Genomic DNA, 13386 nt, shown 5'->3' on the forward strand with positions numbered 1-13386 from the left:
GAGGATCGCCAATAACAGTGAGTTAATATTATGGAAAATACTCAAAACGTGTCTGCTTTAGAACAGCAGACCATTAAAAGGATTACGAAACGGATCATTCCTTTTTTGATCATTTTATTTGTGATGGCGTTTTTAGACAGAACCAATATTGGTTTTGCTGCCTTACATATGAATGAAGCGATTGGTATTACGCAAACCATATTTGGTTTAGGTGCGGGTATTTTTTTCTTAGGTTATTTCATTGCAGAAGTCCCAAGTAATGTCTTGCTTCATCGCTTTGGTGCACGTATTTGGATTGCCCGCATCATGATTACCTGGGGCATTATTGCGGCCCTGATGGGATTTATTCACACGGGCACGCAATTCATTGTCTTACGTTTCCTCTTGGGTATTGCTGAAGCCGGTTTTTTCCCAGGCGTTATTTTTTATCTGACACTGTGGTTTCCCGCACGCTACCGTGCACGTGTGTTTGCAACCTTTTATTTAGGTTTACCAATTGCTCAGATTATTGGTGCCCCTATTTCGGTCGGCTTAATGCAATGGGGTGACACACTTGGCTTTGAAGGTTGGCGTTTGATGTACATCCTTGAGGGCATTCCATCGGTCATTTTAGGTTTAATTTGTTTAAAATATTTGACCAATACACCAAGTGAAGCGAAATGGTTAACTGCAGATCAACGTCAGTGGCTCATGCAAACACTTGAAAAAGAAGAAAGTGAAAAAGAAGAATCTGCAGACGCACATTTAAGCAAAGGCGAACTGATTAAGCAGGTGTTTAAAAATCCGTTGGTATGGATTATGGCGCTGGTGTACTTCGGTATCACCTCAGGTTCCAATGCAATGTTCTTCTTTTTACCAAGTGTACTTGAATCATTCCGTAATACCTTTGGTATGGAAATCAGCTTAATTCAAAATGGTATGCTCACCGCTATTCCATATGCATTTGCTGCTGTGGGGATGATTTTATGGAGTCGTCGCTCCGATCGTAAACAAGAGCGTTATTTCCACGGTGCCAGTGCTGCATTAATGGCTGCGATTGCCATTGCCATCGCGTTGATTGTGAATCAACCATGGGCAATTATCGTGGGCTTTATTTTCCTTGCGATTGGTGTATTCAGTGCAATTAACATTTTCTGGACTTTACCGGGACAAACCTTAACAGGTGTAGGGGCAGCTGCAGGGATTGGCTTAATTAACTCAGTGGGTAACTTAAGTGGTTTCACAGGCCCATATTTAACCGGTTACCTCTATACAACCACAGGTAACTATACCATTGCCTTTATGGTGATCGCTGCATTTGTAGGTATGGGCGGTTTAGGGATGATTTTGTTGGCTAAACTCAAATCAAATGCATTGAAAAAAGAGCAACAACTCAATCCAAATGCTCAAGTTGTGGAGTTGAAATGATGATGCGTATTGGCTTCGTAGGTACGGGGATCATGGGGGCTCCCATGGTGCTTAACCTGCTTAAAGCTGGCTATAGCGTGAAAGTGTGGAATCGATCTGCTTCAAAAGCTGAAAAACTGAGAGCTGCTGGAGCTGAGCTGAGCCTACAACTTCAGGAGGTCGGTACCGACGTTGATGTTTTGATCTGTATGCTTAGCGATGGTAAAACCTGTGATGAGGTTTTATTTAGTGAAAATGGCGCAGTTTCAAAACTCAAGCAAAATACCTATGTGGTGGTGATGAGCTCTATTCCTGTAGAAACAGCGCAGGCACAGCAGCAAAAATGCCAAGCTCTGGGGCTGAACTATCTCGATGCACCTGTTTCTGGCGGTGAAAAAGGTGCGATTGAGGGGACGCTTGCCATTATGGCAGGAGGGGATCCTGAGCATTTTGAACAGGTCAAAGCCATGTTATCCAGCATGGGACGCCCAGTCTTGGTCGGACCTGCAGGTTGTGGTGAATTGTCGAAATTGGTCAATCAAATGATTGTGGCTTCCACCATTGCAACGGTCAGTGAAGGCTTGTTATTGGCCCAACAGGGTGGCGCAGATCCTGCAAAAGTCAAAGAAGCACTTTCAGGTGGTTTTGCTGATTCACCCATTTTGCAACAACACGGTCAACGCATGTTGAATGCACAATTCCAACCGGGCGGTGCGGCTAAAACGCAGTTAAAAGACACTCAGACTGCTGTGAACTATGCACAAAGTCTAGACTTAAATCTTCCGGTGATCAGCTTGGTCAATCAACTTTTTGCATATTTGGTTGAAGCAGGTGACGGAGATTTGGATCATTCTTCACTCATTCGACAGATCCAAAGGTTAAATCACCTAGAACTGTCTTAAACAAAAAAACTAGCTTCCGAGCTAGTTTTTTTTTACCTGAACTGATTGTTCTTATTTGTTATTGTACTTTTCACATATCGAATCAACTTAGCTGTATAACCTATTAGATAACTTTTAGTTATCAAATATTTGAAAAATATAATTGGTACTCATCAAATGCCCCCTCTATATTGCGTTGAGTGAAAAAGTCATGGCCTGCGAGTAATAGAATTTGCCATTGAATCGCTGATTCACTTACTCGAATGGATTCGACTTTTAGACGACTAAAATGTCATAAGGATATGGAATGAGTTTAAAGAAGGTACATAAGCACTCTTGGGTTTCCTTGGCTGTCTGTTGGGTGATATGGGTTGTGATTGCCTACGACCGCGAGTTGATCTTCCGTGCAGCCAATTCAATCTGTGAAGAGTTTACGCTCACTCCAACCGAATGGGGTTATACCATTGCCGCAATTACTTTAGCGCTGGCTTTGCTCGGTATTCCGATTAACGCATTCAGCGATAAACATGCCTCAGGCTGGAAAAGAGCGCTATTCCAATGGCCTTTAATTGTCGGTTTTACTTTCATCTCATTACTTTCAGGCATTACCTCACTCAGTAATTCTTTTTATAAGTTTGCTTCATTGCGTATCTTGGTTTCTTTAGGTTGTGGTGTTGCTGAACCTGTTGGGGTAAGTAACACAGCCGAATGGTGGCCAAAAGAACACCGCGGCTTCGCGATTGGTGCGCATCATGCCGGTTATCCTGTAGGTGCAATGCTCAGTGGTGTAGTGACAGCAGCGATCATCTATTACTTTGGTCCTGAAAATTGGCGCTATGCATTTTTTCTAGGCATTATGCTCGCTGTTCCAGCGTTGACCTTTTGGGTCTGGTATTCAACCAAACAACGTTATGCAGAATTTCATCAATCTTGCTTAGACAATGGCTTCACTCCACCAATGGAGTTGGAACAAGAAAAGCCAGCAATCGCAGCATCAACTGTGAAACAAAGCCCTTTAAAAAAGACACTGCGCTCACGTGGAATTTTGTTTACAGCAGGCAGCACCTTAATCACCCATGTGGTATATATTGGTTTTCTGACGATTTTTCCTGCTTATTTATATAATATTGTGGGTCTCGATTTAGCCAAGGCTGCAGGTTTAAGTGCTGTGTTCACTGTTACAGGTATTTTAGGCCAACTGTTTTGGCCGACGCTTTCCGATAAAATTGGTCGTCGAAAAACCTTGATTTTGTGTGGGATTTGGATGGCAATTGGGATTGCAAGCTTCTGTCTGACTCAAGGCATCGTTTCCGTAATCATTATTCAATTGGTCTTTGGATTCTCTGCCAATGCGATTTGGCCGATCTTTTATGCCACTGCTTCTGATTATGCTGATCAAGACTCAATGGGTACGGCGAACAGCATCATTACCTGTGCACTGTATGTAGGCGGTGCGATTGCGCCTATTTTGATGGGCTATTTATTGACTGAATTTGGTGGATGGCACAGTGCAACCGGTTACACTTGGTGTTTCTTACTGATGTCGGCTTGTGCAATGGTAGGCGTCGCACTACAAATTATTTTAAGTTTGATTGTCCGTAACGAAGAAAAACAACAGCGTTTGCTCGGTAATTAATACGGATTCATAAAGCGTCACTATTACGCCATTAAAATAACATAAAGACTCAATACGCCTTATACACACAAGACCCAGTCAAACTCAATTTGGCTGGGTCTTTTTTATGCTTATCTATGATATGTTGAATATATCAACACACCATCAGATTTACATATTTAAATATATAAATGTATAATGATTTTTTTTGAATTGTTTTTTAAACATGTCTGATCTTTTTTCTCCTGTACAGTTGGGTAACCTTCAACTGAAAAATCGTATTGTTCTCCCGCCTTTAACCCGTTGCCGTAGCAGTCAACCCGGCAATGTACCGAATGATTTAATGTGTGAATACTATACGCAACGTACTTCAGCCGGCTTTATGGTGACTGAAGGCACGCAAATTGAGCCACGTGGTCAGGGTTATGCATGGACACCGGGTATTCACAGCGCCGAGCAAATCGAAGGCTGGAAAAAAATCACCACATCTGTTCATGCCAATAATGGCATCATTTTCTGTCAACTATGGCATGTGGGTCGCGTTTCTCATGTGACTTTACAGCCAAATCAACAGGCACCGATTGCCCCTTCAGCCATTCCTGCCACCAGTGTGAATGTGTTTATTGAAACAGGTCCACAGCAAGGTGAGTTGACCAAACCGAGTATGCCGCGTGCTTTAAGCATTGAAGAAATTCAGGAAGTCGTTCAGTTATATAAAAAAGCAGCTGAAAACGCTAAAACAGCCGGCTTTGATGGGGTAGAACTACACTGTGCCAATGGCTACTTGGTCAATCAATTTATCTCAGCCCATAGTAATCAGCGTGATGACATCTATGGTGGCTCACTTGAAAATCGTCTCAGATTTTTAAAAGAAATCGTGATGGCTGTAAGTGAGGTTTTTGGTTCAGAACGTGTAGGTGTACGCTTTGCTCCATTATTTAGTTCAACCGATGAAGAACGTGTGTATTTGGGGTTGGTAGAAGAAGACCCACATCATACCTATATTGAAGCCTGTAAATTGTTGAACAGTTTAAATATTGGTTATCTATCGATTGCTGAAGCGGATTGGGACAATGCCCCTGATTTGCCTGAGCTTCCGTCAAGAACTTAGACAAGTCTTTACTGCGCCGATTATTTATTCAGGAAAATACACCTTAGAAAAAGCGCAATATATGCTCGATCAAGGTTGGGGGGATTTATTTGGATTCGGACGTGCATTTATTGCCAATCCAGATTTACCTGCACGACTGCAGCATCAATGGCCGTTAAACGAACTTGATCCAACTTCAATGTATGGTGGTACGGAAAAAGGGTATACTTCTTATCCTTATTATCGTTAATATTCGCTATGACACATGAGTATATCCACGGAAGAGTTTCTAAAAGTGATTTCCAACCCCACGCGAAAACTAGTGTTGGAGTGGCTTAAAAATCCAAGTGAATCTTTTCAGGACTATACGCAGTTGTACCCGTATGAACAATACGGGGTTTGTGCCAGCTTAATTCAACAGAAATTAGGGTTATCACAACCAGCAACCTCTTTGAGCATTAAGTTTTTGCAGGATAGTCAGCTCTTATTGGCCACTAAGGTGGGTAAATGGACCTATTATCGGAGAAATGAAGATTTAATCGATCTTGCACTGCAAAACTTATACTCAGAATTAAAGGCTGAACAATAGTTCAGCCTTTTTGATTTTCAATGTAACTTTTAACTCTCAATAATCCCGCTGACCCCATTGACAATCATATCAATCGCAATGGTACCAATCAGTAATGCGGCTACACGACCCACGATGTCGACGTATAAATCAATGTAATTGGAATGCTTGTGTTGCAAGTTATCATGCAAATATTTCATGAGCATCAATAAAGTACAGCTTAAAAACAGGGTAATGAAAATCACCAACATGGTTTGCATCAAATTGAGTTTAATCCCTGTCATCACTGCAGCAGAAACGGTTCCAGGTCCGATCATAAAGGGCATCGCAATGGTACCTGCCAAATGACTCGGTGCGCCTCGGGTTACCCCAATGGTATCTGCACCTTCAAACACATAACGATAACCAATCACGAGGAAAATAATCCCTCCAAAAATCTGGAAGGACTCAAAGCGGACATGCAGGACTTCATTAAAAAATGCTTCGCCTGTTTTGGCAAAGATAACAAACACGATAAAACTGATGAGACTGCCTTGAATCAAGGCCATATTAAACACTTTGGCATCCGAATTTCGGATGATGCCAAGCATATAGATGCTCATCAAGAAGGGATTTAACAGCGAAAAAAACAACGCGAATGCATGTAAACTTTCCGACATCACACTATATCCTTAGCATTAAAATGGGTGTTTTTTAATTTTCACGATCTGGAAAAAGCGGGCGTTTACCTGGGCTAATTCGGTTAATGTGCAAATACATCATATGACGTTCGTATTTATCCAAAATGTCATTGATGACTTGTTCTTTGCTATAACCGACCAAATCGTTGCCTTGAGAACCTTCAAATAAATAGCTTTCTAAACGGTAATAAAATAATCGGCTACTTTTACCGCGAGAACTGAACTGCGGTGCGGCATAACGAACAGGCCAAATGGCATACACAAAGTTTTCTTCTTCACCTAACACGATCTGCAAATCTAAATGATATAAATCAGCATCATCATCCAGTGGTTTTTCATTGACACTGACCTGTACGCCTTTACGATCCAATTCATCGGCAACCGCTTGCATGGCTGGTTTACAGACATCATCGAGCATGACTTTGGTTTGAGACACACTTGGATGTAACATCACACGGCTCAGTCGTTTCTTCCAATTGAAAATATCTACATTCCCTACCACAGGGGCAGCATTTAAACTGGTGCTTGCTTGTCTAAAATCTTCGAGTCGTAAAGACTTGTATAAGCCTGCCATCACAAAGAAAATAACGAAACTGAAGGGTAAACCCATAATAATCGTGGTGTTTTGAAGTGCTGTCACCCCATTTGCCATGAGCATAGCCAAGGTTAATAAACCAATGGCAATCGCCCAGAAGACACTGAGCCATCGCGGTGAATCTTCATCGATACTGCTGAATTTGGTGGTAAAGTTTCCGAGCACCAATGCACCCGAATCGGCGGAAGTGACATAGAACAAGAGACCGGTAATGGTGGCGACACCTGCTACAAAACTGAAGCCTGGATATTGTGCCAACAAGTCATAAAAACCATGCGCAGGGTTTTGTAGCACGGTTTCCGCCAATTGGGTATTGCCGTCAAAAATAACGCTGTATAAAGCACTGTTACCAAAAATCGAGAGCCAAGTCAGGGTAAAGAGCAAGGGAATAATCAGTGTACCCGCCACAAACTCACGGATGGTACGCCCACGTGAAATACGCGCGAGAAATAATCCCACAAAAGGTGACCATGCAATCCACCATGCCCAGAAGAACAATGTCCAACTGTTCATCCATTCTTTAGGTTGTTCAAATGGAAAACTGGTTAAAGAAAGCTTTGGAAATTGGCTAATATAATCACCAAAGTTTTGGATTAAAGCAGCCAATAAAAATTCGGTATTTCCCACCAATAAGATAAAGAGCAATAAGGCAATCGAGACATAAATATTAATTTCAGAGAGCACTCGAATGCCTTTATTGACACCGGCAGTCACTGAAATAATGGTGATGACCACTGCAACAGCAATTAATCCAGATTGAATCCATAAGTTTTCAGGTAAATCGAAGAGTACATGCAAACCATAATTTAGTTGCACCACCCCAATACCACACGTGGTCGCGATCCCGAAAATCGTCCCCAAAACAGCGGCTGTATCGACCGTATGACCAATCGGACCTTCAATTTTCTTACCAAAAATAGGGTACAGGGCTGAACGAATGGTCAATGGGAGATTATAACGATAACTAAAATAACCCAAGGCAACGCCCACTAAAGCGTACATACTCCAACCGGTTAAGCCATAATGGAACAAGGTCCAAACCATCGATTGTCGTGCAGCTTCAAAAGTTTCTGCTTGACCGACTGGGGGCGTCATATAGTGCGAAAGCGGCTCAGCCACTGAGAAGAACATCAGATCAATCCCGATGCCGGCAGAGAACAACATGGCTGACCAACTGAGTAGGCTAAATTCGGGTTTTGAATGTTTTGGCCCTAATTTAATTTCGCCGTATCGTGAACAGGCAATAAACACAATAAAGACAAAATAAACTGTTGCAGCAAGTAAGTAATACCAACTAAATGTTCGAGTGACCCAATTGAGAATATTGACGATCACTTGATTCGCTTGCTCGTTAAATAAAATCGTGACGATTGAAAAAAGTAGAATCAGTGTGGCTGAAAAATAAAACACCACATGATTCAGTCGCGTTGAATCAGAATCCTTTGTCTTATACATACCTGTAACCATTCTCAAAAGAAATGATCTACAGCGAAGTGTGTTTTATTGAATCCATCTTTGATTGATGAGTATTACAAACCTTTTCAAATCCCCAACAAACTGCGCTGTACATCAATAATGTTATCCGACTATAATTTTTATTAATTGAACGTTCAATTAAAATAACGTTTTTTAATGTTAACTTTAATTTACATCGATCTTAAACCGAGATCACGATGTTTTTTTAACCAGGTGTCTTTATGCCTAAAATTGGTATGCAACCGATTCGCCGTCAACAACTGATTGAAGCAACACTCAATTCAATCAATGAATTGGGCTTTGCTGAAACATCAATTCAGCAGATTGCCCAGCGGGCAGGTGTTTCCACTGGCATTATTAGCCATTATTTCAAAGGTAAAAATGGTTTGATTGAGGCCACGATGCGCTATTTGCTGCAACAGCTTGGCGAGAGTGTGAAGTTGAAAAAAGCACAAAGTGGCCCGACACCTGAACAGCGTCTTATGGCCATTGTGCATGCCAATTTTATGGCCCCTCAGACCGATCATGCAGCGATGAAGGTCTGGTTGGCTTTTTGGGCCAATAGTCTGCATCAACCTGAATTACACCGTTTACAGCAGGTCAACCACCACCGTTTGCATTCAAATCTGAAATACGAATTTTTAAAAATTTTAGATCAGGCTGAGGCTGAAAAAGCAGCACAAGGCTTAGCTGCATTGATTGATGGATTTTGGCTACGTGGGGCATTGATGAAAGAAGACATCAATGTCTCGATCGCGATTGAAATCTGTCAACACTATATCCAAACCCAGCTGAGATCATGGACGCACAACAAGGAACAACTCTGATGAATACTGAAATACTTAAACCTTATATCCATGGACAATATACCGATGCGATTGGTCAATCGACGTTTCAAAGCGTGAATCCAGCGACAGGTGAAGTGTTAGCCACCTTACAAGCATGTTCTGAAAAAGATATTCAACGTGCAGTCGCTTCCGCACAAAAAGGTCAAAAAATTTGGGCTGCCATGACAGCGATGCAACGTTCGAGAGTGTTATTTAAAGCTGTGGCACTTTTACGAGAGCGTAATGATGAGTTGGCACGACTTGAATCCTTAGACAGTGGTAAGGCTTTTTCTGAAACCTCAACCGTTGATATTGCGACGGGTGCCGATGTCTTAGAGTATTACGCGGGGATCTTACCGGCACTCGAAGGTCAGCAAATTCCGCTTCGTGAGAGTTCATTTGCTTATACCCGCCGTGAACCTTTGGGGGTGGTCGCAGGCATTGGTGCTTGGAACTATCCAATCCAAATTGCTTTATGGAAATCGGCACCTGCTTTGGCGGCTGGAAATGCCATGATTTTTAAAGCCAGTGAAATTACCCCACTCACGGCGCTTAAACTCGCGGAAATTTATACTGAAGCTGGACTTCCAGACGGTGTATTTAACGTGGTCACAGGCGGTGGCGACGTGGGACAGTACCTCACCACACATCCTGCCATTGCCAAAGTTTCATTCACAGGGGGCATTACGACCGGTAAGAAAGTCATGGCGCAAGCGGCTGAGTCTTCCTTAAAAGAAATTACCATGGAGTTGGGTGGAAAATCTCCTTTGATTATTTGCCCAGATGCAGATTTAGATTTGGCCGCAGATATTGCCATGATGGCGAATTTCTATAGTTCAGGCCAAGTCTGTACCAACGGGACGCGAGTCTTTATTCCACAGCATTTAAAAGCAGCGTTTGAGGCCAAAATATTAGAACGTATGCCTTATATTCGTATGGGAGATCCTTTAGATCCAAACACCAATTTCGGCCCTTTATCTAGCTTTCCGCATATGGAAAAAGTCTTACGTTATATCGAGCTGGGTAAAAAAGAAGGTGCCCGTGTATTGGCAGGAGGCGGGCGTGCTGAACAAGCGGCGTTGTCTCAGGGTGCTTATGTACAACCTACGGTATTTACCGATTGTCATGACAATATGGCCATTGTGCGTGATGAAATTTTCGGTCCTGTGATGAGCATTTTGTCCTACGAACATGAGCAAGAAGTCATTGAGCGTGCCAATAATACCGTCTATGGATTGGCAGCAGGCGTGGTCAGCGCCAATATCAGCACGGCGCACCGCATTATTCATCAAATTGAAGCCGGAATTTGCTGGATCAATACTTGGGGTGAATCGCCAGCAGAAATGCCTGTCGGTGGATATAAACATTCAGGCGTCGGTCGTGAAAATGGTTTAGTAACCTTGCAACATTATACCCAACTGAAATCTGTCCAAGTGGAGTTGAATGCATTTCAATCCGTATTTAGCGCTTAAAGGAGATGAGTATGCAGTATGACTACATTATTATTGGCGCAGGATCTGCAGGCAATGTTTTGGCTGCACGTTTAACTGAAGATCCTGAGGTCAAGGTACTGTTGTTGGAGGCTGGGGGGCCTGATTATCGTTTAGATTTTAGAACTCAGATGCCTGCGGCTTTGGCTTATCCTTTACAAGGCCGACGCTATAACTGGGCGTATTTAACCGACCCTGAACCCCATATGAATAATCGTCGTATGGAATGCGGTCGGGGTAAGGGCTTGGGTGGCTCTTCGTTGATTAATGGGATGTGCTACATCCGTGGTAATGCCATGGATTTAGAGCAATGGGCAAGCTTTAAAGGTTTAGAGCATTGGTCATACGCAGACTGTCTCCCTTATTATAAAAAAGCAGAAAGTCGTGATATTGGGGAAAATGATTACCATGGTGACAGTGGACCAGTGTCTGTCGCTACCCCCAAAACGGGCAATAATGAATTATTTCATGCCATGGTTGAAGCGGGCGTACAAGCCGGTTATCCACGTACCGATGATTTAAATGGCTACCAACAAGAAGGCTTTGGCCCGATGGATCGAACGGTGACACCTCAGGGTCGTCGTTCAAGTACGGCGCGTGGATACTTAGATATGGCCAAAGGTCGTCCTAATCTCACGATTGTGACGCATGCCACCACCAACCGCATTTTGTTTAAAGGGAAACAGGCCATTGGTGTTGAGTATATTAAAGGAATGAATCAGCAACAGCCCATTCAGGTGTATGCAGACAGGGAAGTGTTACTTTGTGCAGGGGCGATTGCATCACCACAAATTTTACAACGTTCTGGGGTAGGGGCGCAGACGCTTTTAAAAGCATTGGATATTCCAGTTGTCCATGATTTGCCGGGTGTTGGTGAAAATCTACAAGATCATTTGGAAATGTATCTCCAGTACCAATGCAAAAAACCGGTCAGTTTATATCCTGCACTGAAATGGTATAACCAACCTATGATTGGCGCTGAATGGTTATTTTTGGGTCAGGGGATTGGAGCAAGCAACCAATTTGAAGCAGGTGGATTTATCCGTTCTTCAGATGAGTTTGATTGGCCCAATATTCAGTATCATTTTTTACCGATTGCGATTAATTACAATGGTACCAATGCCATTCATGAACATGGTTTTCAAGCCCATGTCGGTTCTATGCGTTCACCTTCTCGTGGTCGGATTCGATTAAAATCAAAAGATCCATTTGAACATCCAAGTATCTTATTTAACTATATGAGCACGGAGCAGGATTGGCGTGAATTTAGAGATGCGATTCGAATTACCCGTGAAATTATGCATCAACCTGCTTTAGATCCATATCGGGGGGAAGAAATTAGTCCGGGTAAACATCTTCAAACCGATGCTGAAATCGACGAATTTGTTCGAAATCATGCTGAAACGGCTTACCATCCCTCATGTAGCTGTAAAATGGGTGAAGATGACATGGCGGTGGTCGATGGTTATGGACGCGTGCATGGACTTCAACAGTTACGCCTGATTGATGCTTCGATTATGCCACTGATTATCACGGGGAACTTAAATGCAACCACGATTATGATGGCGGAAAAATTGGCAGACCATATCCGGGATAAAGCGCCATTGCCTCAATCTACAGCACCTTACTATAAGGCGATTGCATGAAGCCCATGAAACCTGATCTTAAAATGTAAATAGCGGTGCATTAAAAAGATCATGTTGTGACACGAGACATACGATACAGGCATGATGTCGTATGTCTCACTTGATCGATACCTGATCAATCAGAGTGTAGGATTGACATGACAATGATAAAACCACCTAAAATCTCACCATGACAATGTCATGTTATGATTTTAATGACTGAACACGCATAAATCGTCATGATAGGTCATGCTCAACTGAATTTGCCACATTACTCTTATAAATAAAAAATAGCGCAATCGCCAATAAGATCAAAGCTGCAATTCTAGAGGGATCGAGTTCAATGATGGCGTTATCAAACCAACCAAAATGATCAATCAATAAACTCATCAGTAATTGTCCACTAATGACTGCGACTGTGGTCGCAGCAGCACCTAATCTAGGCATCGCAAATACGATGGTGAGCATATAAGCAACACCGAAGAACGCACCGATCAATTGCCAGCGTGGGGCAGTAAATAAATTCAGCTCGTATTGTGGTTCAAAAAAGAATGCAATCAGCAGGCTGACCATCGCCCCTAAGGTAAATGTGAGCCATGAACTTTCTAAGACCCCTACGGTAGAGCCCAAACGACCATTAATCGAAGATTGTGCGCATAAAACCGCACCGCTTAAAATGACCAGCAATAACATTATATAAAGCATGTTTTAGTCTTCCTTATTGAATCAGCCACAACGCAGCCAGAATGGCGATGAGTGCCCCAATACGATATTTATCGATTTTTCGTTTTTGGCTACCGAGTAATCCCCAGTGATCAATGATTAAACTGGTTGCTACTTGTCCCAATAAAATACCGACCATGGTAAGACCTACACCAATATGGGGTGTCGCGACCGTTAAACACACCACATAAATCGGGCCGAGTATGCCCCCTGTGAGTTGCCAACGCGGTTGTTGAAACATGAGGGATAATTTGGGACGACAAAAAATAAGCCCAAAAGTTAAAAGAAGGGAACCTAAAGCAAAAATTCCCAAGGTTGCCCAAATATGACCAATTTTTTCACCGAGAGGGCCAAGTAAACCCGCTTCAATAGATAAGCCCATTCCAGCCAGAACCACGAATGGGAAAATCCATAACTGCTTCATGATGTG

Annotated in this window: 11 protein-coding genes and 1 pseudogene; 8 read left to right on the forward strand and 4 right to left on the reverse strand. The window is 42.6% G+C overall.

Going from position 1 to position 13386, the window contains the following annotated elements:
* The first annotated feature begins 30 nt into the window (after nucleotides 1-30).
* The 5 genes and pseudogenes from G8D99_RS07950 to G8D99_RS07970 all read left to right on the forward strand — a co-directional run bounded on the left by G8D99_RS07950 (nucleotide 31) and on the right by G8D99_RS07970 (nucleotide 5561).
* Nucleotides 31-1407, forward strand: coding sequence for an MFS transporter (locus tag G8D99_RS07950; RefSeq protein WP_166324182.1), 1377 nt, complete (start codon nucleotides 31-33; stop codon nucleotides 1405-1407).
* Nucleotides 1407-2288: an NAD(P)-dependent oxidoreductase gene (locus G8D99_RS07955; RefSeq protein ID WP_166327631.1), complete on the forward strand. Its 882-nt coding sequence runs from the start codon at nucleotides 1407-1409 to the stop codon at nucleotides 2286-2288. Before G8D99_RS07950 ends, G8D99_RS07955 begins: the two co-directional genes overlap by 1 nt.
* Nucleotides 2289-2574: 286 nt before the next feature.
* Nucleotides 2575-3903, forward strand: a complete 1329-nt coding sequence (locus tag G8D99_RS07960) for an MFS transporter (RefSeq protein ID WP_166324185.1) — start codon at nucleotides 2575-2577, stop codon at nucleotides 3901-3903.
* A gap of 205 nt (nucleotides 3904-4108) precedes the next feature.
* Nucleotides 4109-5222: pseudogene (locus tag G8D99_RS07965) on the forward strand (alkene reductase).
* Between the two features lie 15 nt (nucleotides 5223-5237).
* Complete coding sequence (locus G8D99_RS07970; RefSeq protein WP_196782904.1) at nucleotides 5238-5561, forward strand: ArsR/SmtB family transcription factor; 324 nt, start codon at nucleotides 5238-5240, stop codon at nucleotides 5559-5561.
* A gap of 29 nt (nucleotides 5562-5590) precedes the next feature.
* On the opposite strand, the gene G8D99_RS07975 is transcribed toward G8D99_RS07970, so the two are convergent.
* Both G8D99_RS07975 and G8D99_RS07980 read right to left on the reverse strand, forming a co-directional pair.
* Nucleotides 5591-6199, reverse strand: a complete 609-nt coding sequence (locus tag G8D99_RS07975; RefSeq protein ID WP_166324188.1) for a MarC family protein — start codon at nucleotides 6197-6199, stop codon at nucleotides 5591-5593.
* A gap of 34 nt (nucleotides 6200-6233) precedes the next feature.
* Complete coding sequence (locus G8D99_RS07980; protein ID WP_166324191.1) at nucleotides 6234-8270, reverse strand: choline transporter; 2037 nt, start codon at nucleotides 8268-8270, stop codon at nucleotides 6234-6236.
* A 242-nt stretch (nucleotides 8271-8512) separates the two neighbouring features.
* Here G8D99_RS07980 and betI point away from each other — a divergent pair, with 242 nt between their 5' ends.
* Genes betI through betA form a run of 3 tightly spaced genes read left to right on the forward strand, consistent with a single transcriptional unit; the run spans nucleotide 8513 to nucleotide 12254 of the window.
* On the forward strand, nucleotides 8513-9118 hold the full coding sequence (gene betI, locus G8D99_RS07985; RefSeq protein WP_166324194.1) for a transcriptional regulator BetI: 606 nt from the start codon (nucleotides 8513-8515) through the stop codon (nucleotides 9116-9118).
* Nucleotides 9118-10590 (forward strand): betaine-aldehyde dehydrogenase, encoded by a 1473-nt coding sequence (betB, locus tag G8D99_RS07990; protein WP_406741487.1) that lies wholly within the window; start codon nucleotides 9118-9120, stop codon nucleotides 10588-10590. The genes betI and betB overlap by 1 nt, the downstream gene beginning before the upstream one ends.
* Before the next feature lie 11 nt (nucleotides 10591-10601).
* Nucleotides 10602-12254: a choline dehydrogenase gene (gene betA / locus G8D99_RS07995; protein WP_406741488.1), complete on the forward strand. Its 1653-nt coding sequence runs from the start codon at nucleotides 10602-10604 to the stop codon at nucleotides 12252-12254.
* A 216-nt stretch (nucleotides 12255-12470) separates the two neighbouring features.
* Here betA and G8D99_RS08000 read toward each other — a convergent pair whose 3' ends face one another.
* Together G8D99_RS08000 and G8D99_RS08005 are read right to left on the reverse strand one after the other, a co-directional pair.
* The gene (locus G8D99_RS08000; protein ID WP_166324200.1) at nucleotides 12471-12938 is read right to left on the reverse strand and encodes a DMT family transporter; all 468 of its coding nucleotides are present in this window, start codon (nucleotides 12936-12938) and stop codon (nucleotides 12471-12473) included.
* A 13-nt stretch (nucleotides 12939-12951) separates the two neighbouring features.
* The gene (locus G8D99_RS08005) at nucleotides 12952-13380 is read right to left on the reverse strand and encodes a DMT family transporter (protein ID WP_166324202.1); all 429 of its coding nucleotides are present in this window, start codon (nucleotides 13378-13380) and stop codon (nucleotides 12952-12954) included.
* Nucleotides 13381-13386 lie beyond the last annotated feature (6 nt).

The organism is Acinetobacter lanii, assembly GCF_011578285.1.
GTDB classification, from domain to species: Bacteria; Pseudomonadota; Gammaproteobacteria; order Pseudomonadales; family Moraxellaceae; genus Acinetobacter; species Acinetobacter lanii.

What these genes read in the sequence shown, in the direction of transcription:
- G8D99_RS07980 (WP_166324191.1), bottom strand. Translation starts at nt 8,270, where the DNA reads ATGTATAAGACAAAGGATTCTGATTCAACGCGACTGAATCATGTGGTG.
- G8D99_RS07975 (WP_166324188.1), bottom strand. Translation starts at nt 6,199, where the DNA reads ATGTCGGAAAGTTTACATGCATTCGCGTTGTTTTTTTCGCTGTTAAAT.
- G8D99_RS08000 (WP_166324200.1), bottom strand. Translation starts at nt 12,938, where the DNA reads ATGCTTTATATAATGTTATTGCTGGTCATTTTAAGCGGTGCGGTTTTA.
- betI (WP_166324194.1), top strand. Translation starts at nt 8,513, where the DNA reads ATGCCTAAAATTGGTATGCAACCGATTCGCCGTCAACAACTGATTGAA.
- betB (WP_406741487.1), top strand. Translation starts at nt 9,118, where the DNA reads ATGAATACTGAAATACTTAAACCTTATATCCATGGACAATATACCGAT.
- G8D99_RS07970 (WP_196782904.1), top strand. Translation starts at nt 5,238, where the DNA reads ATGAGTATATCCACGGAAGAGTTTCTAAAAGTGATTTCCAACCCCACG.
- G8D99_RS07955 (WP_166327631.1), top strand. Translation starts at nt 1,407, where the DNA reads ATGATGCGTATTGGCTTCGTAGGTACGGGGATCATGGGGGCTCCCATG.
- betA (WP_406741488.1), top strand. Translation starts at nt 10,602, where the DNA reads ATGCAGTATGACTACATTATTATTGGCGCAGGATCTGCAGGCAATGTT.
- G8D99_RS07950 (WP_166324182.1), top strand. Translation starts at nt 31, where the DNA reads ATGGAAAATACTCAAAACGTGTCTGCTTTAGAACAGCAGACCATTAAA.
- G8D99_RS08005 (WP_166324202.1), bottom strand. Translation starts at nt 13,380, where the DNA reads ATGAAGCAGTTATGGATTTTCCCATTCGTGGTTCTGGCTGGAATGGGC.
- G8D99_RS07960 (WP_166324185.1), top strand. Translation starts at nt 2,575, where the DNA reads ATGAGTTTAAAGAAGGTACATAAGCACTCTTGGGTTTCCTTGGCTGTC.